General features: G+C 59.2%; 18 protein-coding genes. 9 read left to right on the plus strand and 9 right to left on the minus strand.

The window, feature by feature from the left end:
• Window positions 1-42 precede the first annotated feature (42 nt).
• A complete protein-coding gene (polA, locus tag L1249_RS12610) occupies window positions 43-2,808 on the plus strand; it encodes a DNA polymerase I (protein ID WP_172416510.1) in 2,766 nt (921 codons plus the stop codon).
• A 112-nt stretch (window positions 2,809-2,920) separates the two neighbouring features.
• Here polA and L1249_RS12615 read toward each other — a convergent pair whose 3' ends face one another.
• Complete coding sequence (locus L1249_RS12615) at window positions 2,921-3,946, minus strand: Fe(3+) ABC transporter substrate-binding protein (RefSeq protein ID WP_172416509.1); 1,026 nt, start codon at window positions 3,944-3,946, stop codon at window positions 2,921-2,923.
• Window positions 3,947-4,170: 224 nt separating this feature from the next.
• Here L1249_RS12615 and L1249_RS12620 point away from each other — a divergent pair, with 224 nt between their 5' ends.
• The gene (locus L1249_RS12620; protein ID WP_044630139.1) at window positions 4,171-5,268 is read left to right on the plus strand and encodes an ABC transporter ATP-binding protein; all 1,098 of its coding nucleotides are present in this window, start codon (window positions 4,171-4,173) and stop codon (window positions 5,266-5,268) included.
• A gap of 27 nt (window positions 5,269-5,295) precedes the next feature.
• Here the strand turns inward: L1249_RS12620 and L1249_RS12625 are convergent, their stop codons facing one another.
• From L1249_RS12625 to dctP, 4 genes are all read right to left on the minus strand, one after another.
• On the minus strand, window positions 5,296-6,996 hold the full coding sequence (locus tag L1249_RS12625) for an ABC transporter permease (RefSeq protein WP_044630140.1): 1,701 nt from the start codon (window positions 6,994-6,996) through the stop codon (window positions 5,296-5,298).
• 163 nt (window positions 6,997-7,159) lie between these two features.
• Window positions 7,160-8,488: a TRAP transporter large permease gene (locus tag L1249_RS12630; protein WP_197931357.1), complete on the minus strand. Its 1,329-nt coding sequence runs from the start codon at window positions 8,486-8,488 to the stop codon at window positions 7,160-7,162.
• Entirely contained in the window at window positions 8,485-8,988 is a 504-nt protein-coding gene (locus tag L1249_RS12635) for a TRAP transporter small permease subunit (protein WP_044630142.1), read from the minus strand. Before L1249_RS12635 ends, L1249_RS12630 begins: the two co-directional genes overlap by 4 nt.
• Before the next feature lie 77 nt (window positions 8,989-9,065).
• Window positions 9,066-10,169: a TRAP transporter substrate-binding protein DctP gene (gene dctP / locus L1249_RS12640; protein ID WP_044630143.1), complete on the minus strand. Its 1,104-nt coding sequence runs from the start codon at window positions 10,167-10,169 to the stop codon at window positions 9,066-9,068.
• Between the two features lie 332 nt (window positions 10,170-10,501).
• Between dctP and L1249_RS12645 the strand changes: the two genes are divergently transcribed.
• Both L1249_RS12645 and L1249_RS12650 read left to right on the plus strand, forming a co-directional pair.
• Window positions 10,502-12,712 (plus strand): tRNA(Met) cytidine acetyltransferase TmcA, encoded by a 2,211-nt coding sequence (locus L1249_RS12645; RefSeq protein ID WP_052509961.1) that lies wholly within the window; start codon window positions 10,502-10,504, stop codon window positions 12,710-12,712.
• A 27-nt stretch (window positions 12,713-12,739) separates the two neighbouring features.
• Complete coding sequence (locus tag L1249_RS12650; RefSeq protein ID WP_044630144.1) at window positions 12,740-14,197, plus strand: aminoacyl-histidine dipeptidase; 1,458 nt, start codon at window positions 12,740-12,742, stop codon at window positions 14,195-14,197.
• A 106-nt stretch (window positions 14,198-14,303) separates the two neighbouring features.
• Here L1249_RS12650 and L1249_RS12655 read toward each other — a convergent pair whose 3' ends face one another.
• Both L1249_RS12655 and L1249_RS12660 read right to left on the minus strand, forming a co-directional pair.
• A complete protein-coding gene (locus tag L1249_RS12655; RefSeq protein ID WP_213262188.1) occupies window positions 14,304-14,780 on the minus strand; it encodes a Dps family protein in 477 nt (158 codons plus the stop codon).
• A 247-nt stretch (window positions 14,781-15,027) separates the two neighbouring features.
• Window positions 15,028-16,161, minus strand: coding sequence for a glycerate kinase (locus L1249_RS12660; RefSeq protein ID WP_228168362.1), 1,134 nt, complete (start codon window positions 16,159-16,161; stop codon window positions 15,028-15,030).
• A 117-nt stretch (window positions 16,162-16,278) separates the two neighbouring features.
• Between L1249_RS12660 and L1249_RS12665 the strand changes: the two genes are divergently transcribed.
• Genes L1249_RS12665 through L1249_RS12680 form a run of 4 tightly spaced genes read left to right on the plus strand, consistent with a single transcriptional unit; the run spans window position 16,279 to window position 18,984 of the window.
• Window positions 16,279-16,866, plus strand: coding sequence for a hypothetical protein (locus L1249_RS12665; RefSeq protein WP_228168361.1), 588 nt, complete (start codon window positions 16,279-16,281; stop codon window positions 16,864-16,866).
• Window positions 16,863-17,237 (plus strand): hypothetical protein, encoded by a 375-nt coding sequence (locus tag L1249_RS12670; RefSeq protein ID WP_044630148.1) that lies wholly within the window; start codon window positions 16,863-16,865, stop codon window positions 17,235-17,237. The genes L1249_RS12665 and L1249_RS12670 overlap by 4 nt, the downstream gene beginning before the upstream one ends.
• A gap of 44 nt (window positions 17,238-17,281) precedes the next feature.
• Entirely contained in the window at window positions 17,282-17,908 is a 627-nt protein-coding gene (locus tag L1249_RS12675; protein WP_058577865.1) for a DUF1007 family protein, read from the plus strand.
• Between the two features lie 59 nt (window positions 17,909-17,967).
• Entirely contained in the window at window positions 17,968-18,984 is a 1,017-nt protein-coding gene (locus L1249_RS12680) for a nickel/cobalt transporter (RefSeq protein WP_172416505.1), read from the plus strand.
• 2 nt (window positions 18,985-18,986) lie between these two features.
• Here L1249_RS12680 and L1249_RS12685 read toward each other — a convergent pair whose 3' ends face one another.
• Complete coding sequence (locus tag L1249_RS12685) at window positions 18,987-19,406, minus strand: HIT family protein (RefSeq protein WP_044630150.1); 420 nt, start codon at window positions 19,404-19,406, stop codon at window positions 18,987-18,989.
• Window positions 19,407-19,627: 221 nt separating this feature from the next.
• Window positions 19,628-20,083: an IS200/IS605 family transposase gene (gene tnpA, locus L1249_RS12690; protein ID WP_228168359.1), complete on the minus strand. Its 456-nt coding sequence runs from the start codon at window positions 20,081-20,083 to the stop codon at window positions 19,628-19,630.
• Here tnpA and L1249_RS12695 point away from each other — a divergent pair.
• Window positions 19,976-20,822: RNA-guided endonuclease InsQ/TnpB family protein (locus L1249_RS12695; protein WP_235253624.1), on the plus strand; the 847-nt coding region annotated here is incomplete at its 3' end. The genes tnpA and L1249_RS12695 overlap by 108 nt on opposite strands.

Below are 20,822 nucleotides of genomic sequence, written 5' to 3' on the forward strand. Positions count from 1 at the left end.
GAGCAGACATCCTTACCGTTTTGCTGACTATGGAATTTGGTTATGGCCCGTGCCCCAATCGTGCTCGTCGATGGCTCTTCGTACCTCTACCGCGCGTTTCATGCGCTGCCGCCGCTAACGACCTCTAACGGTCAGCCGACCGGAGCCGTGAAGGGCGTGCTGAACATGCTCAAACGGCTGATGAAAGACTACCCCGATAGCCCCATGGCGGTGGTGTTCGACGCGCCGGGTAAAACCTTCCGCGATGAGCTGTACAGCGATTACAAGGCCCACCGCCCACCCATGCCGGATGACCTACGCAGCCAGATCGAACCGCTGCACGCCTGTGTCAAAGCACTCGGCCTGCCGCTGCTGTGCATCGAAGGGGTCGAGGCGGATGACGTGATTGGCACGTTGGCGCACCAAGCCACTCAGGCTGGCCGCGACGCGGTCATCTCCACCGGCGATAAGGACATGGCCCAACTGGTGAACGGCCACATCACGCTGGTCAACACCATGAAAGAGGAAACCCTCGATGAAGCGGGCGTGGAGGAGAAGTTTGGCCTGCCGCCGGCGCTGATTATCGACTTCCTCGCACTGATGGGCGACAAGGTGGACAACATCCCCGGCGTGCCTGGGGTGGGCGAGAAAACCGCCATTGGCCTGCTGCAAGGTATGGGCGGCGGTTTAGACACGATTTATGGCGATTTAGAGCGCGTGACCACCCTCGGTTTCCGCGGCGCGAAAACGTTACCCAAAAAACTGGAAGAGCACCGCGAGCAAGCGTTTCTCTCCTATCAGTTAGCGACGATCAAAACCGACTGCGACTTGCCGGTGGGGTTGGATGATTTGGACATTGCCCACCCGGACCGCGAAGCGCTGGTCGAGCTCTACAAACAGATGGAGTTCAAACAGTGGCTCGCCGAGCTGCTGGAAGGCAACGACGAAGGCGTGGACGATGTGGCAGGCGGTGAGCCCGTCTCGGAAACAACCGACAGCACGACGGAAACGGCGCCGACCGAGCGCCACGACCATGTGATTACCGAGCAGGCCGAGCTGGAGGCGTGGCTCGAACGGCTCAACGAGGCCGAACGTTTCTGCTTCGACTTGGAAACCACCAGCCTCAACTACATGGATGCAGAAATTGTGGGTATCGGCGTGTCGCTGGAAGCCGGGGAAGCTGCCTATATTCCGGTGGCCCATGATTACTTGGATGCTCCCCAGCAGCTTGATCGCAAAGCGGTGCTGGCAGCGTTAAAGCCACTGCTGGAAGACCCGGCCAAAACCAAAATTGGACAAAACCTCAAATACGATATTTCCGTACTGGCGAACTACGACATTTCTGTCGTTGGCCCGTTTGCCGACACCATGCTAGCGTCGTATGTGCTCAACTCCACCGCCACGCGCCACGATATGGATTCGCTGGCGCTGAAGTACCTGGGCGAGAAAACCATTTCGTTTGAAGAGATCGCGGGCAAAGGCGCCAAGCAGCTGACGTTTAATCAGATTGCCCTAGAGCAAGCGGCTCCCTACGCCTGCGAGGATGTAGATATCACCCTGCGCCTACAGGACACGCTGCGTCCCCAAGTGGAGCGGGAAGGGCGCTTGGCCGAGGTGCTCGACCACCTTGAGCTACCACTAATCAGCGTGCTGTCGCGCATCGAGCGTAACGGCGTGGCCGTGGATGCCGAGCGCCTGTACGAGCAGAGCCAGCAGCTCGAACAGCGCATCCGCGAGTTAGAGAGTGAAGCTTTTGAGCTGGCGGGCCGCGAGTTCAACCTGGGGTCTCCCAAGCAGCTGGGCCAGATTCTGTTCGAAGAGCAGAAGATTCCGGTCATCAAGAAAACCCCCAAGGGCGCGCCTTCCACCGCCGAAGCCGTGCTGGAAGAGCTGGCGCTGGACTACCCCTTGCCCAAGGTGATCATGCAGCACCGTGGCCTGGCCAAGCTGAAGTCCACCTATACCGATAAGCTGCCGCGCCTGCTCAATAAAACCACCGGGCGGGTACACACCAGCTATCATCAGGCGGTTACGGCCACCGGGCGGCTGTCGTCGTCGGACCCGAACCTGCAGAATATTCCCATCCGTACCGAGGAGGGGCGCAAAATCCGCCAGGCGTTCGTGGCGCGCCCTGGCTACCGCATTGTGGCGGCGGACTACTCGCAGATCGAGCTGCGTATTATGGCGCACCTTTCGGAAGATAAAGGGCTGCTGGAAGCGTTTGCTGAAGGGCGCGATATCCACACCGCTACCGCGGCGGAAGTTTTTGGCACCTCGCTTGAAAAGGTGTCTGGCGACCAGCGGCGCAGCGCTAAGGCGATTAACTTTGGCTTGATTTACGGCATGAGCGCTTGGGGGCTGGCTCGTCAGCTGCGTATTGACCGTAGCCAGGCCCAAACCTACATCGACCGCTACTTTGACCGCTACCCAGGCGTCGCCCGCTATATGGACCGCATTCGTACCCAGGCGGCGGAAGATGGCTTTGTCGAAACCGTGATGGGGCGGCGTTTATACCTGCCAGAGATTCACTCGCAAAACCGCAACCGCCGCCAAGGGGCCGAGCGCACGGCAATCAACGCGCCGATGCAGGGCACGGCGGCGGATATTATCAAACAGGCGATGATTGATGTGGATGCGTGGCTAGCGGAAGGGGAGTTCGATGCGCTGATGGTCATGCAGGTACACGATGAATTGGTGTTCGAGGTGGCCGAGGCGCAGGTAGAGCGCTTTATTGAGCAAGTGCAGACACGCATGCAGGCCGCAGCATCGCTCAGCGTACCGCTGATTGTGGAAGCGCAAAGCGGCGCGAATTGGGATGAAGCCCACTAACGAACGAGAGAGCACTCGCCAATAACACACAACCCCCACAGCGGTCGCTGCGGGGGTTGTGTTTAGTGCGTTACTTAGGCACCGGCTTCAAAAGCGTGTGCCCAAGTCGCGCTTAACGCCAGCCGACGCGGTCGAAGATACGTACCGCTTCCGGGTTGTTCTCACCCAGGATGCTGATGTTGATGTCGTCTTTAGCGAAATCGCCCCAAGACTCCAGCACTGGGTTTTTCTTCACGCCTTCTACCACCGGGAACTCGTAGTTACGCTCGGCCAGCACTTCCTGCGCTTGGTCAGAGGCCAGGAACTCCAGGAAGCGAATGCCGTTTTCCGGGTTTTGCGCGTTGGCGACCAGGCCTGCACCGCCGACGTTCACGTGGGTACCGCGGTCATCCTGATTGGGGAAGATCACGCCCACTTTGCGCGCGGCTTCACGCTCGGCGGCATCGTCAGAGTGCAGCAGACGCACGTAGTAGTAGTGGTTACCAACCGCTAGGTTGCACTCGCCGCTGGCAACGCCAAGAATCTGATCGGTATCACCGCCTTCGGGGTCGCGGGCCATGTTGTTCACAACGCCCTGGGCCCACTCCTGCGCGCCCTCTGCGCCGTGGTGCTCAATCAGCGATGCCAGCAGTGACTGGTTGTAGATGTTGTTGGAAGAACGGATACACACTTGGCCTTCAAACTGCGGGTCGGCAAGATCTTCGTAGGTAGCAATCTGGCTCGGGTCGAAGTTTTCGCGGTTGTAGTAGATCACGCGGGCGCGCTGGCTAAAGCCAAACCACATGCCTTCTGGGTGACGCATGGATTCCGGCAGGCGCTCGTTGAGAACATCAGAGTCTACGCTTTGAAAAATACCGTCTTGCTCGGCGCGCCACAGGTTGCCTGCATCCACGGTCAGCATAACGTCGGCGGGGCTAGCCACGCCTTCACGCTGCATACGCTCCATTAGTTGGTTAGCGTCGCCTTCCAGTACATTCACTTCAATGCCAGTCTCATCGGTGAACGCTTGGTAGAGCATTTCGTCAGAGTCATAGTGGCGAGCGGAGTAGATGTTGACTTCATTAGCGAGTGCGCTGCTGGCAAACGCAGAGCCGGCCATGATGGCAGCTACGGAGGCCGAAAGACGTGCTTGTTTCATAACAAATACCCTGAATGTTTATGATAATAAGTTGCATTAACGGCGTGTGCTATTGAAACGCCTTGTTCGAAGGACGTCAAGCGAAATGCTAATGACTCGCATCACTTTTTGTGCCTAGACGTGCATCTCACGCCAATAGAAAATAGAATGCAAATAACTTTCAACCGTGTTCGCAATGGCTGAGCGGTCAGCGCTCTCCCGGCGAACAAACCATGGGTGAACGAATGACGGCAACTGTGTCCCTTTCTGAGGTGGCGGAGCCTGCATCGGCGCTGTCGCTACGCGATGTTCAGCATACGTTTGCGGCTAACAAAGTTGTTAAAGGTATTGATCTCGACATTGCTCAGGGCGAAGTGGTCTGCCTGCTTGGCCCTTCCGGCTGCGGTAAAACCACGCTACTGCGCATTGCGGCAGGGCTGGAAGTGGTCCAAGAAGGCACCGTCAGCCTAGAAGGGCAGGCCATTGCCGCCCCCGGCAAACGCCATGTGCCGCCGGAAAAGCGCAACGTCGGGCTGGCGTTTCAGGATTCAGCGCTTTTCCCCCACCTTAGCGTGTTGGAAAATGTCACTTTCGGCTTAAAGCATCTGCCCTCCAGCCAGCGCCGTGAACGTGCGCTGGAGCTATTAACCCAGCTTGGCATGGCTGACTACGCCGATACCTACCCGCATATGCTCTCCGGCGGTCAGCAGCAGCGCGTGGCGCTGGCCCGAGCTCTGGCACCTACGCCCAAGCTAATGCTGTTGGATGAACCCTTCTCCAGCCTGGACGCTCGGCTGCGTGATCGGATTCGCGACGATACGCTGCACGTGTTGAAAAAGCTGGGCTCTGCCACGCTACTGGTGACTCACGATCCGGAAGAAGCGATGTTTATGGCCGACCGCATCGCCTTGATGCGCGATGGCAAAATCGTCCAAACGGGTACCCCGCGGGAGCTTTACTGCGCTCCCGTCGACCCATTTGTGGTGACCTTCTTTGGGGAAGTGAACGAGCTTGAAGGGGTGGTGGAAGGAGGCGTGGTACAAACGCCGGTAGGCGACATAGATGCCAGCTGGCTGCCAGAGGGTAGCCAGGCCCAGGTGATGATCCGCCCGGAGGCGCTGCGTATCAAAGAGCGCGACCTGCCTGCGGAAACCCACAGCCACAGCCACGTGGTGATGGCGAAACTACTGGGCCGCACTAGCTTGATTCACCTATGTGCCCACGGTGCTGATGGCCAAGAAGCGCACCTGCACGCACGGGTACCAGGGGTCTTCCTGCCCCAGGAGGGGCAGCCGATCGATATCGACCTCGACCACACCCAGGTATTTGTCTTTCCGCGTTAGTTTTTCCGCGTTAGTTGCGTGTTTTAATTACTCGGCTTGGCTGCCTGGGCGCGCCCGGCGCATCGCCAAGCTGAGTAGAATTACCGGTAGAATCCCCACCACCACAATGGTGAGCGATGCAGTAGACGCCTCCGCCAAGCGCTCATCGGACGCCAAACTGTGAGCGCGCACTGCCAGCGTGTCGAAGTTAAACGGCCGCAAAATAATCGTGGCGGGCAGCTCCTTCATCACATCCACAAACACCAGAATGCCCGCGGCCAATAGGCTGCTGCGCATCAGTGGCGTATGAATGCGGCGCAGCGTGCCCCCGGCTGTTTGCCCGAGGGTGCGCGAGGCGGCGTCCATGCTTGGCGTCACTTTGCCCAGGCTCGCCTCTACTGCGTTAAACGACACCGCCAAAAAGCGCACCACATAGGCGTAAATCAAGATGAATGCCGTGCCGCTAAACACCAGCCCGATGATCTTATCGTAATGGGTGTGAAGCCAAGTGTTGAGCGCGTTATCCAGCCAGGCAAACGGAATCAAAATACCCACGGCCACCACCGAGCCAGGAATGGCGTAACCCATCGCCGCAATGCGGGTAAACAGTCGCGCACTGGGGGAGTTATGCAGCCGCACGCCGTAGCTCAGCAGCACCGCCAGCCCCACCGCAATCAGCGCTGCCACCGTAGCGAGGCTCAGGCTGTTCATGGCAAAGCCGATGAAGCGCGTGCCAAATAGGCTGTCGCCGGTGGTGATCGCCATTTCCAACAGAATGCCGCTGGGCAGCAAGAAGCCAACGGTGATTGGTAACAGGCAGGCCAGCGTCGCCCCGACGGCGTGCCAGCCGTGCAACCTGTACTCAGGCAACTGTTGATAGCGGTTGGTGGTGTGGAAGTAGCGACGCTTACCCCGCGACCAGCGCTCCAGCAGCACAAAAGCAATCACAAAAGTGAGTAGGCAAGCGGCTAGCTGGGCCGCGGCAATCGGCTCGCCTAGGCCAAACCAAGTGCGGTAAATACCCGTGGTAAAGGTATCCACCCCAAAAAACTGCACCGCGCCAAACTCATTGAGCGTTTCCATCAGCACCAGTGAGACGCCGCCCACCAGCGCCGGGCGTGCCAGCGGCAGCGCAACGCTGGCAAATAAACGCCAGGGGCCGCGCCCTAACGTGCGACCAACATCCAAGACGCACACCGACTGCTCTAAGAAGGAAGCGCGGGCCAGCAGGTATACATAGGGGTAAAGCACGAAGGTGATCAGCGTGGCAGCGCCCCCTAACGAGCGTACATTGGGGAAGTAGTAGTCGCCGACCTGCCAGTGAAACCACTCCCGCAGCAGGCTTTGTAGCGGCCCCGCCACCTGTAGAAAATCGGTGTAGGCATAAGCAATCACATAGGTCGGCACCGCCAGCGGCAGCAGTAGCGCCCACTCAAATAGGCGCTTGCCGGGGAAGCGACACATCACCACCAGCCAAGCGGTCCCTGTGCCAATTACCAGTGTGCCTAACCCCACCCACAGTACCAGCCAGAAGGTGTTGGATAAGTAGCGAGGCAGAACCGTGCTGGCCAAGTGCTGCCAAACGCCTTCGGTGGGCATCACGATATGGCCAAGCACGACCAAAATAGGCAGTGCCACAATCAGGGCAATCAGAAAAAGTGCAATTGACCAAGGGTTAAGCGACAGCGTAAAGCGTGATGCGAAACCTGAAAGCAGAGCCGATGGTGACCGGCGAGCAGGTGTAGACACGTCGTTGGCTCCTTGGACGAGGGGCAGTATGGCTCGTCAATGCGAAAAAATAGCGGTTGCAAATAGTATCACTTGCGTCAGTGGGGTGCAGCCAGCATTCGGGCAGGCAAAAAAATCCCCCCGCAAAGCGGAGGGATTTAGCGCTGGCCTAACCGCTGATGTGTTAGTAGCCCACCATCATGCTAGGTAGCCCGGTAATCAAGCTGGGGAAGATAGACATCAGGATGCAGGCCAGAATGATGATCGCTACAAACGGTACCACCGCTTTGTACAGATCAACGATCTCCACCCCTGGAGGGGCGACCCCTTTAAGATAGAACAGGGCATAGCCAAATGGCGGTGTGAGGAAGGAGGTCTGCAGCACCACAGCGACCATGACCACGAACCACAATACGTCCACGCCCATCTGAGCAATGATCGGCAGCATAATCGGGAAGCTCAGCAGCACAATGCCGGTCCAGTCCAGGAACATACCCAGGATAAAGACCAGGAACAGCATCAGCAGCAGCGCGCCAAAGGTGCCGCCCGGCATGGCGAGTACAAAATCACTGATCACAGTCATGCCGCCACCAATGGAGAACACGCCGGTAAATGCCGTTGCCCCTACCAGTACCAGCATCACCATGGTGGTGGTTTTACCCGCTTCGATGAGCGTGTTGTAGCAGGTCGAGAGCTTGCGGTCACCGAAGATCAGGAACAGCAGGAAAGCGATGAACACACCAATCGCCGAGGCCTCGGTCGCGGTGGCGATCCCGGTAAATAGAGCACCGAGCACGCCCAGGATCAGCGACATCGGCGGCACCACGTACTTGCCCAGCATAATAAGCAGCTCTTTGGTACTGACCTCGGCGCGCTCCTCTTTCGGCACCTTGGGGCCGTAGCTGGGTTTCAGCCAGCAGATCAGCACCACGTACAGCGCGTACATCACGCCCAGCAGCAGGCCTGGAATCAGCGCCCCGGCAAACAGCGCACCCACCGACACCGGCGAGTAGCTGGCCATTAGAATCAGCATGATGCTGGGCGGAATCAAAATGCCCAGGCAGCCGCTCGCCATGATCACGCCCGCGCTGAGCTCTTTGTTGTAGCCATACTTCAGCATCGGCACCAGCGCGATCATCCCCATGACGGCGATGGACGCCCCGACGATGCCGGTCGTGGCTGCCAGCAGTACCGAAACAACAACGACGGTTAAGGCGAGGCCGCCGCGCACATTCGCCAGCAGCAGGCGCATGGCGTCGAACATCTTCTCCGTCACGCCGGAGTCGTTGAGAAAGCGCGCCATCAAAATAAACAGCGGAATGGCGACCAGCACATAGTTGTCCATGGCGTTGCCATAAACGTTATTAATAATAATGCCGAGGGTATTAATGCCGGGGCCTAGATACGCGCCGATTACCGCCATGCCGCCCAGCACAAAGGCTAGCGGATGGCCCATAAACAGCCCGACCAGCAGCCCGCCGAACATCACCAGCGTCAGTAGCTCTGCACTCATGCGGATGTCTCCTCACGCAACTGCATAATGGCGCGCAGCACGATGGCGACCGCCTGTAGCAAAATCAGTGCGGCGGCCAAGACGATCACGCCTTTCACCGGATAAACGGGAATCGAGACCATGCCATAGGTGGTTTCGCCACGGCTAAAGGAGCGCTCGAAGAAGCGCCAGCCGTAGGTCAGCAGCAGCCAAATAAACGGCACGAAGAAAACTAGGTAGCCAATGAGATCCAGCACGGCCTGCTTCTTACGAGATAGCAAACGCTTCACCACATCCACCTCAACGTGGGCGTGATGACGCAACCCGTAAGCCGCCATGAGCATAAAGTGAGCGCCGAACAGCATCTTCGTAATATCGAACGCCCAGTCGCTTGGGCGGCCGAAAAAAAAGCGCGACACAATGTCGTAAAGCACTATGAGAGTAATGATGGCAATTAACGGCGCGATAATGCGGCCAAACAGCTCGTTAATCGCATCGATCGCCTTGGCAATCGCATTCATGGAAGATCTCCGCAACTGAGCTAAGGCCGCCCCGGCAGGTGCTGGGGCGGCCATGTTACGCTTTTATAGTGAATGCCTTATAGGCAGGCTTCGATCTCTTCCAGTGAGGGCAGGTTATCCATGGTACGGCTCATGTTGAAGGGGGCCGTCACATCACGCCATGCGGCGTACTCTTGCAGGTAGGTGATCATGGAGTGGTAGACCTTAGCATGGTCTGGATTCTCACAGGCGCCGCGTACGATGACCTCGTTGGTGATCTCCTGGATACGCGCCAGATCCTCTTCAGAGAACTGGTTGATGGTCACGCCCGCGTCGATAAACTTCTGGGTCGCTTCGGTGGATTCGCGCTCAGACCAGGAGAGTGACCACGCCATGGTGGCTTCGGCAGCGATACGCAGCTTGGCTTGCGTCTCTTCAGAAAGCGCATCCCAAGAATCTTTGTTGATCATAACGCCGAACACGCTCGCTGACTGGTGCCAGCCGGGGGTCGCCCAGTAGTCGGCCACTTCGGCAAAGCCTGCATTGAAGTCAACGCCAGGGGTGGAGAACTCACCTGCGTCAATCACGCCACGCTCAATGGCTTGGTACACTTCGCCACCAGCCAGTGTGACCTGTGAGCCGCCCAACTCTTCAAGCACACGGCCCTGGTCACGGCCAGAAAGACGCAGGCGCTTGCCTTCTAGGTCGGCGATGCTCTCGATGGGCGTGCGGCCCATAAAGCCGGATTCATTGTTGGTAATACCGTAGGGCAGGTAAACCATGTTGTACTGGCCATAGATCTCTTGGTAGAGCTCAAAACCGCCCCACTGTTGGATCCAGTTCAGATAATCGACACCGTTGAACAAACTGGTGGTGGTGGCCAGCGGCGAGAACGCTGGGTTTAAGCCTGCCCAGTAGCCGGGCCAGTCACCTGCGGCTTGGATAGCGCCGGTTTCAGTGGCGTCGAAGACTTCGGTGCCGGGCATCAAGGTGCCGCCTGCGCGGAAGTTAATTTGAACTTCGTCGCCCGCTAGTTGGTTAACCAACTCTGCCCAGTGCTGGTCGATCTTGATCAGATCCAGGTTCTCCGGCCAGGTGGAGGTCATGGTCCACTGCTCTTGTGCCTGGGCGGTGGAGGTGAGAGCGGCGAAAGCGACGCCAGCGGCAAGGCTGGTCAATGCGAATTTTGTAGTCTTTTTCATTGTATGTTTCCTGGTACTTTGGCGGTTAGCGTTATTAGTGTTAATGACCTGAAAGCAGGAAAGTACAGCGGGCAGGCTAACGTTTACGTAAAGTAAAACATCCTGCGCTGCATCGCTAAGCTAGCACATACCCCCCGCTGCAGCGCAATATCAGTAATACAAGGAAGCTAACGCGGGCTTTGTTGCCGTTTTATTTGAAAAATAGCAGTCAAAACATCGCTTTAAAATGCTATTAGGTGCACTTCCACAGGGGGGATATGGTGATAAAACGTTGAAAAGCGCCTATTTGTTAAACCAAAGTTGTAAGAGAATTTTTATTTTAAGGAGTTGCCATGGGCAGGCCGCACCACGCTGAGCCTACCTCACCGGCTGGCACTGCCGTTGCACAACAAGCTGCTGTGTTAGCCAGCTATGCCCGCCGTTTAAAGCGGCGCGGCTGGCGGGGGTTAGTGTGGCTTAACGGTGCTCCAGAGCAGGCGCGCCAGCAGGCGTTGGCGCTATGGCAAGCACTCGACTGGAGTGCGCCACTGTGGATAGGGGATGGCCAGCAAGCGCCGGTAGCACCGAGCTTGCCAAGCCGCAAAGCGCGCACCCGGCTGGGAGCAGAGCATCAGCTGGTGATCCTGGATGCCAGCGGCCACCAAGGGTTAGATCCAGATGCCCTAGGCGCACTAGCGGGCACCGTCAGCGCTGGCGGTCTGCTGGTGCTGGTCACCCCAGCGACGTGGGGCAGCCAACCCGATCCCGACTACGCCCGCTTTGCCGATTACCCTTGGCAGTGGGAAGCGCTCAGCGCGCACTATTTAGCGCGGTTGGCCTGTCAGTTGGGCGAGTCTAATGCCGTGATCCACTGGCCCGTTGGTGGTGCGCTATGGCTACCCGCGTTGAGCAAACGGCAAGCAGCCGCCGCGCAATGGGACGATGCTGACTGCCTCACCCTAGACCAGGCCAGCGCAGTGAGCGCGCTGGTCAAGCTCAAACGCCGCCGCCCGCTGGTAGTGACTGCCGACCGGGGACGAGGCAAAAGTGCCGCTTTGGGCATAGCCTGCGCGCGCTTACTGCAGCAAAGCGGTGACGTAGAACTCCTGCTTACGGCCCCTCGGCTTAGCGCAGTGGAGAGCGTCTTTAGCCGAGTGGCGGCGCTGTGCCCTGAAGCACAGCACCACGGCCCCGCCGAGGTGTCGCTTCCCAACGGCAGTCGGCTGCGCTTTTTGCCGCCGGATGTTCTGACAGAACAGATAGAACAGGGCACGCTAGGAGGCAGCGGCAGTATGCTGCTGGTGGATGAAGCCGCCGCCATTCCGGCGTCGTTGCTGGCCCGCTGGCTGGCGGCTTTTCCGCGCATTGCGTTTGCCACGACGGTGCATGGCTACGAAGGCTCGGGGCGCGGCTTTGCGCTGCGTTTTCGCGATATATTGGACCGCCAAGCGCCCCAGTGGCGTGAATTGACGCTGCAAGCGCCAATACGCTGGTCAGCCGGTGACCCGCTGGAAGCCGTCATTCAGCACCTGCTTTTACTCGATGCGCCGCTGCCCAAAGGAGAGCCACACCAGGGCGAGCGGCTTCCCAGCATGGTGATTAGCCAAGCGCAGCTAGCGGAGCGGGGGGCTTTGCTGGAAAAGCTGTTTGGCCTGCTGGTGCAGTCCCACTACCGCACCACGCCGAGTGATTTACGCCAACTGCTGGATGGCCCCGGCACGTCGCTGCGCATGGTGCTAGGCAGCGATGGGGCTGGCCCCCAAGCGGTACTGGTCACGCGAGAGGAGGGTGGCTTTGATGCCGCGCTTGCCGAGCAGGTAGCGCGAGGCGAGCGCAGACCTCAGGGGCATTTGTTGGCGCAGTCGCTGGCGGCCCATTGCGGCAGCCGTGAGGCGCTAACCGCCCGCTGGCGGCGGGTGGCGCGCATTGCTGCCCACCCACAGCGCCGTCGCGAAGGGCTGGGGCGGCAGCTGTTGGAAGAGGATATGGCCAGCGCTGCTCAGCAAGGTATTGTGCTGTATGGGGCTACTTTTGGTGCTGAGGCAGGGTTGCTCCAATTTTGGCTGGCGCTGGGGTTTGTGCCGGTGCGTTTAGGCATTACCCGAGAAGCCGCCACTGGCGAATACGCCGTGATGGTCGCCAAACCGCTCAACCAAGAGGGTCAGTCGGTGCTCGGTGAATTAACCGCAGGCTTTGCCGCTTCGCTACCCGGCCTGTTGGCGTTTGAGTTGGCAACACTGCCCGCTCCGGTGGTGGCGCTGTTGCTCACCTCGCTCTCCGGCCAGCCGCTTAGCGCAGCCGAGCATCAGGCTGTTCACGACGTAGCCTATGCCCGCCGCGACCCCGCCCTGGCTCGCCCGGCGCTGCAGGCGCTGGCGCGTGAAGCCAGCCGCCAACCGTTAGGTGAGGCCCAGCAGGCGCATCAGCAGCTCGCTGCTTGGGCCTACCAAAATCAGCCGTTCGCTAAGGCTCAAAAAGAGGCCGTACAACGCTTACGTCAGGCTGTACAGCAGGTGATCGAAGCATGCGCGCTTTTCCCCAGTGAGCCAGAGCGGTTAAAGTAAGCCCGTTATCGATAATGAAGAGTTTCCATGAACGCACATCTAGCAGCGCTCGAACCACGCCTTGTATGGCAGCACTTTCGCACCCTGTGTAACACGCCACGCCCCTCCGGCCATGAAGCCGCTTTGGTGGCGACGTTAGAAGCCTGGGCCGATGCTCAGGGGCTCACCCACGACCGGGATGCCTTTGGCAACCTGCGCATTCGCAAGCCCGCAACGCCCGGCTGTGAAGACGCTCCCGGTATCGTGCTGCAGGGGCACCTGGATATGGTGGCCCAGGCCAACTCGGGGCATGAGCACGACTTTACCCGTGACCCCATTCGCACCGTGGTCAAAGAGGGGTGGCTTTACGCTGAAGGCACCACTCTAGGGGCGGATAATGGCATGGGCGTGGCGGCCATTTTGGCCGTACTGGAAGACCCCGAGCTGACCCATGGCCCGCTGGAAGCGCTGTTCACCCTGGAAGAAGAGACCTCCATGGGCGGTGCGCTGAATCTTGCTGAAAATTGGTTGGAAGGCTCGCTGCTGCTCAACTTGGATAGCGAAGACCGTGGCGAGGTGTATATCGGCTGTGCGGGCGGCGCGGATGTGGTGGTTGACGCTCAACTGCCCAGCGCTGCCCTGCAGGAGGGCGAGCAACTCCTTTCTCTCTCGCTCACCGGCCTGAAAGGCGGCCACTCGGGCATGGATATCCATAAGCCTTTGGGAAACGCTAACCGCCTGCTGGTGCGCGTGCTGTGGGCACTGGAGGCCTTCGGTGCCCGCCTGGTGAGCTACCAGGGCGGCACGCTGCGCAACGCCATTCCCCGTGAAGCCTTTGCCCAGGTAGCACTGCCCGCCGATGATATGGACGCCGCCCTGGCCACCGTCGAGAGGCTGGCCGCCACCCTCAAGGCCGAGCTGGGCAGTGGCGATAGCGGCCTGGTATTGACCGCCACCCGTGCCGAACAGGCCGACGCTGAGCCGCTGACCCTGGACGCTAGCGCCATGCTGCTGGCCGCGCTACATGCCGCCCCCTGCGGCGTCGAGCGCATGAGCGCCGACGTGCCAGGCGTAGTCGAAACCTCCAACAACCTGGGCGTGTTAAGCGTCGAGCAGGGGCGTTTCCACCTCTGCGCCCTGGTGCGTTCGTTGCACGATAGCGCTGCCCAAGCGATGGCCGAGCGCTTTCAGGCGCTGTTTGGGCTAATGGGCGCACGGGTGAAAGTCGAAAACGGCTACCCCGGCTGGGCACCCAACCCGGATAGCCCGCTACTGGCCACCTTCAAGGCGCGCCACGCGGCGCTGATGGGCCACGAGCCCGAGGTGAAAGTGATCCATGCAGGGCTAGAGTGCGGTATTTTGGGCAGCAAATACCCGCACTTGGACATGATTTCCTTTGGCCCGCTGATTCGCGGCGCGCACTCGCCGGATGAGCGGGTGGAGATCGAATCCGTGGCGGAGTTCTGGGCCATGCTGCGCGATCTGGTAGCGGCGCTGGCGAAGTAACGCCATGCTAAAGTAGCAAAAGAGCAATAAAAACGGCACCGCGAAGGTGCCGTTTTTATTAGGGAGGAATATCCGCAGCGTTATTAATCGCGGCTGTTCACCGAACTTACTTGCCTAAATAGGCGTTGAGCATCCACACGGTTTTTTCCTGCTCGCGGATGTAGTCGCCCGCCTGGGCGGCGGTGCCCTCGTCATCGGCGTCGGACGCTAGTGCCAACAGTTCGCGCTGCAGTTCGATCAGCGTTTGATAGCCTGCCAGAACGCCTTGCACGCAGGTCTTGCCATCGTGGACATCTTTGTCTTCTTGGATGTGCGACAGCTTCACGTAATCGCTGTAGGCGTGTACCGGCTTATGCCCCAGGGTGAGAATACGCTCGGCCACTTCATCTACTTTGGTCAGCAGGTCAGTGTAGAACTCTTCAAACTTGGCATGCAGCTCAAAGAAGTCGTTGCCCTTCACGTTCCAGTGGTAGCCACGCACATTCATGTAAAAAATCTGATAGTTGGCCAGCAGGTGATTGAGTTTCTCGGCTAACTGGCTGGCGCTGCCTTCGTGTAGGCCAATGCTGTTCATATCATCCATTATCTGCTCCTCCATGGTTGGAGCCGCGCTGAAAAAGTACGGCCATCAAATCGTTTGATCTAGCTTAAGGCGCTGTGCTTGTGATGCAAAACAGGTTTTTTGCATCGCAGCTATAGCGCCCTACCATTAGAGCGGTGAGCTGGCGACGGCTGACTCATCGCTGATGAATAAAGAAATGTAGGCGCAGGCGCGTCATTTCAAGGGGCTTATCTTCAAGGCTCGCTCCACGACCCGCTCAAAGTCGCGCTCAGCGGCTTGCAAGCCACAGGCGTGCGATGCTTTCGCAACGGTCTGCCAGAAGCTCTGCCGTACGGGGTAGCGCCTGTTCTAATGTCATTAGGCCATCGGCTAGCGCAAAGGCGGCGGTAACGCCTTCTTCCGTGCAGGCTTGCCAGCCATCGCCTAGGCTACCCGCGAGCACAATCACCGGCTTGCCCTGGCGCTTAGCGGCGCGGGAGACACCAATCGGCGTTTTGCCCGCTAAGCTCTGGCCATCTAGGCGGCCCTCGCCGGTAATCACTAAATCTGCATCGTTCAGTAATTGGGCAAAATTCGCCTGCTGCATGATCATTTCAATGCCTGGCGTTAGCGTCGCGTTCAAAAAGCAGTGGGCGGCAAACCCCATGCCGCCTGCCGCTCCCGCTCCTGGCAGCTCTCGGTCGTCTCGGCCCAGCGCCTTGGCGGTGAGGTCGGCAAAGTGGCCGAGCGCGCGGTCTAGCGTTGCCACATCGGCGTCTGTCGCGCCCTTTTGTGGGCCGAAGACGGCACTGGCACCGCGTTCGCCTAGCAGTGGGTTATCCACATCCACGGCGGCCTCTACGCGTAATTCGGCCAAGCGCGGGTCTAACGTCGAAAGATCCAGGGTCGCAAGCTGCTGGAGTGCGCCGCCGCCTGGGGGCAGCGGCTGGCCCTGGGCATCCAGTAGCGTGGCGCCCAGCGCCTGGAGCATTCCTGCGCCCGCATCGTTGGTGGCGCTGCCACCAAGTAGCAGTAAGGCATGGGTGGCGCCTGCTTCTAGGGCAGCGAGAAACAGCTCGCCCACGCCAAAGGTAGTGGTGTGCAGGGCGTTGCGCTCTGCGTGGGTCAGGTGCTGCAGGCCGCTGGCTTCTGCCAGCTCGATAAACGCGGTACGCTGCTCGCTTAGCCAGCCCCAGGCGGCTTGGCGTGGCCGCCCAAGGGCGTCTTGCACCGTGAGCGTACGGCGCTCGGCATGGGTGGCGGCAATTAAGGCATCAAGGCTGCCTTCGCCGCCATCCGCCAGGGGGCAGAGCTGTGTGATGGCGTTGGGCGCTGCCCGTTGAATACCTTGTACCATGGCCTTGGCGGCCTCTTCGGCGCCCAAGGCGTCCTTAAAACTGTCAGGGCAAAGCAGTACATTCATCGCACAACCTCCTTAAAACGTTGTCTCAGCGTGTTGTCGTTCTTTTTAATGTCTGTTGGCGAGCTTAGCGCGCTGCTTGGTGACACACCAGCCACGCAGGTAGCGAGAGGATTTATCATGAAGGCCATACCCCTTAGCATTACCTGCCTGTTGGCACTGGCGGGTTGTCAGACGGTTCCTGACCGGCTGCCCCAAGCGGAGCCTGCGCCAGCGGCGGCTTGTTACTTTCCTACCGACCCTCCCACCGACCCTCCCACCGACCAGTCTGCACCGGATGAAACGCTGAGCGTTTTGACGGCAAGCATCGATGTGCTGGAAGCCTGGGGGTTTTCGTTGGAGACCACTGATACGGAGCTTGGGCTAGTGAGTGCCTCCCGGGAGCGCGAGCTGATCGGCTACTATGACCGCTATGACTACGACTATGGCTACGGCAGCGGCTTCCGCCTGTTTGGCGGGTTTGGTATTGGTCGCGGCGTAGGGATTGGCGTGGGTGGCTCTTTCGGCCCAGGGTTTGGCCAGCAGCCCGTTGAGGTAGAGCGGGTATCGCTGCTTGCCCGCGATGGCCATCTGCGCATTTCAAGGGACATTCGACGCTTTGACCACCTGGGCGACCTGCGAGAGTCCTATAGCGCCAGTAACGATGATTTCTGTGGCCGTTTCCAGGACGCTTTTTCGTCATCCGTCACACCGCAGGGGGCATCATGACACCATTCCGCCATACCTCATGGGTAGCGCTCACGCTATGCGCCACGCTGTGGCTGGCAGGCTGTGCCACCACGCAACCCCTTGAACCGCGCGAGCTGCGCTATAGCGCGCCAATGGAGCAAACCTTCCGCGAGGCGGTGGCACTGATGATGGAGCAGGGCTATGTGATACGCCACGCTGATTTGACCTTAGGGCGCGCCGAGGCAAGCCTGGCACGCTGGCCGGAGTATCGCATCCAACTACAAGTAAGCGATGCACAAGGAGGCAGCTTAGTGAGCGTGTCAGCACTGCGCGGTAGCCAGCCGATACCGCCTTATGTGCTAGATCCCTGGCTCGTGGAGTTACAGCGCAAATTAGGAGAATTACCGTGATAAGAGCATGGCCACGGGTATCGGTTCGGCGCACCTGTCAGGCGTTGGTGGCAGGCAGCCTGTTGGCTAGCCATTTAGCCATGGCGCACCCCCATGGCTGGATCGATATGAGCGTGCGGGTCATTACCAACGACGACGGTGCAGTCACCGGGCTTCATCAAACGTGGCGAATGGACCCCTTTTATAGCTTGGTCGTCATGGAGGAGTTGCAGCAGGTACCAGGCACGAGCCTGGAGCAGGGGCTGGATCAGTTGGGCAGTGAGATTCGCAATAACTTGACTCCTCAGCACTACTTTACCGAGGTGCGGATCGGCGACAAGCCGCAGACGTTTGGCGAGGTCACCGAGTACACCGCACTGGAGCGGGACGGCCGTTTAACGTTTATGTTTATTTTACCGCTGACCTCACCCCAGCCTTTGAGCGGTCAGGTGCTGGAGTATCAAGTCTTTGACCCCACGTACTACATCGAGATGGTACATGAGGAAGAGGGCGACGAGCCCTCTCCTCAGGCGCTGATTCTCAACGGCGAACCCGATTGCACGCTAAGCGTGCTACCCGCCGACCCCGATCCGGAGAAGGTGTTGCAGGCGTCACTACTAGACGTGGACGAGGAAGGCGAACCGGGATTAGGCCGCCACTTTGCGGAAACAGGGCGGGTGGATTGCCGCTAGCGGCCTGCCTGGCTGGTCATGTATAAAGTGTTACTTTATATCTTTTGTGCGGAGGGGGAATGCCGTTAACGGGACGACAGTTGGCCACTGGTGCCCTGGTGCTATTAGGCGTGGCGCTGCTGGTGTGGGCGGTACAGGCGAACTTACAGGGTGCCAGCCTGCAGCTACTTACGTGGCAGCGAGAACTACACCGCAGCCTGACCCTGGCGATTACCGAGTTGTCACGAACGCCTTCCACCGGCACGTGGCTAACGCTGCTTGGCGTGAGCTTCGCCTACGGCGTGTTTCATGCCGCAGGGCCTGGGCATGGTAAAGCAGTATTGGCCACCTATTTGGCGTCTCATGGCGGTGCGACTCGCCGGGCGCTAGGGCTCTCGTTTGCTGCCTCGCTACTGCAGGGCGTGACGGCCATTGCGATGGTGGCGATATTGGTACACGGGCTGGGCTGGGTGACGCGTCAAGCCATGGGCAGCGTGGTATGGGTCGAGCAGGCCAGTTTTCTACTAGTATCGCTGCTAGGGGCTTGGCTCTGCTGGCGGGCGGTGAAGCAGCTACGCCACGCCTACGCGGCTAGCAATAAGCCTGTGATAGAGCACACGCATGCTCATGACCACAGCCACAGCCACAGCCACGACCACAGCCACGACCACAGCCACTGCTGTGGCGGTGCCCATCACCTTGAACCCGAGCAGGCGTTGGATTGGCGTACGGCCTTGATGACCGTCGGGGCGATTGGTATGCGCCCCTGCAGCGGAGCGATCTTGATGCTAGGTGCCGCAAGCCTTTTAGGCCAATTTTACGTGGGGGTCGCGTCGGTGGTGGCGATGTCGCTGGGCACGGGCATTACCGTATCGATACTGGCCCTGGCGAGTATTGTAGCCCGAGGGTGGGCCACCAAGCGGCTACACAAGCAGAGCCAGCAACGGGTCGAGAAAGCGGCGGGCTGGGCGGCACTCACCGGTGGGGCCGTGATTATTGCGCTGGGAATTTCCTTAGCGCTGGCCGGTGCGGCGCAGCCTGCCAGCGGCCCGTTACTCAACGAGCCGCCCGCGCGTGGCTCAATGCTGGGCGGTTGAGCTTAAAGCGACAGCCCCTCAATTTGCGCTAGCAGCTGTTCCCGTCGCTCCCCCTGCTGGGCGAGCTCATAAGGCTTGGGAGTGCCGTTGCCCCACACCGGCGCGGGCCAGCTGGCGTCATCGGTATAGCGCACCACTAAATGGATATGTAGCTGGCTGACCACGTTGCCCAGCGTGGCGATATTGAGCTTGTCGCCCTGGAAGGCCTCTTTCATGGCCGCTCCCAGTTGAGTGGCCTCCTGCCAGAGCTGCGCCTGCTCCTCTTGACTGAGTTCAAACACTTCGCTGACCGATGCTACTCTGGGCACTAGCACCACCCAAGGGTAGCGAGCATCGTTCATCAGCAGAGCGCGGCAAAGCGGTAGGTCGGCGAGGGGAAAGGTATCGGCCTCTAAGCGTGGATCGATTTCAAAGGTTGCCAAACGGAGTGCTCCTAAGCCAAACGGTTAGACTAGCATCATAGCAGGCAACAGTTATGTCAGGGAAAACAGGCGAAATGATTAAAACCTGTTACGCTGAAAACACTCCCAGGCGGTAAGGCTGCCGCCGGAGCTTCCCGATGTTGAATGACTTGTTAAGGAGAACACCATGAAAAAACTACTGGCGACTAGCTTTATCGAACATCGCGAAAAACCTCGTACTTCTAGTGCGAGGATGGATAGCGAGGGGCGCGAGAGCGCCCCTGGTCCGGCCTCGATTGTTGCTCAATATACTGCTTGACCATGCTCAGGGGGGCGCCTCCGACACTTCCCGCAAAGTAGCTTGGACTCCACAGCGAGTTCTTCCGGTAGGCGGGCTGCACCAGTTCAGGGTGTAGTAACTTCATCCGCCGGCTGGATACCCCCTTCAAACTATTCACCAGCCTGGATACCGCCACTTTGGGTGGAAAGTTGACAAGCAAATGGACGTGATCGGTTTCACCGTTGAACTCCTGTAGCTCCGCCTCGAAGTCCCGACACACTCGGTCGAAAAGTAATTCGAGGGAGTTGAGATGCGCGCCGGTAAACACCTTGCCCCGATACTTGGTGACGAAGACCAAATGGACGTGGAGTTTAAAAACGCAGTGCCTTCCTGTTCTGATAGCTTGTTTGGTTTCCATAGACCAAGTATATTCGAAGCCATGAAGCAGACCAAGACCCTCAAGGTTCGAGTGAAGGACAAACACGCCGCCGAGCTTAACCGCATGGCCCGCAGCGTGAATTTTGTTTGGAACTACCTCAACGAACTGTCTTCCCGAGCCATTCGGGAGAAAGGTCTGTTTCTGTCTGCCTACGACATGCACCCCTATACCAAGGGTGCTGGCAAGGACCTCGGCCTGCACAGCCAAACGCTGCAATGCATTGCTGCTGAATACGTTGCCCGCCGCAAGCAGTTCAAAAAGCCCCGCCTGAATTGGCGCAAGTCCGGCGGTGTGCGCCGCTCACTTGGCTGGATTCCGGTCAATACCGGCGCGGCCAAGTGGAAGAACGGGCAGGTATTTCACAACGGCACCTACTTCAAGGTGTGGGATAGCTACGGCCTGTCGACATACAAGTTCCGTGCCGGCAGTTTCAACGAAGATAGCCGGGGCCGGTGGTATTTCAATGTTGCGGTCGAGGTGGACGTTCAACCGACGCTTGGGCAGGGTGCCGTTGGCATCGACCTTGGGCTCAAGGATGTGGCCACCTGTAGCGATGGAGGAAGGCTGGAAAACAGCCGCTTCTACCGCCGTATGGAAGACCAGTTGGCGACAGCCCAACGTGCCCGCAACAAGCGGCGGGTAAAAGCTATTCACGCCAAGATCAAGAACCGTCGCCAGGACGCGCAGCACAAGTTTTCCCGGAAACTCGTCAACCAGT

It is taken from the genome of Halomonas sp. Cn5-12, from assembly GCF_021532545.1.
Classification (GTDB): Bacteria; Pseudomonadota; Gammaproteobacteria; order Pseudomonadales; family Halomonadaceae; genus Vreelandella; species Vreelandella aquamarina.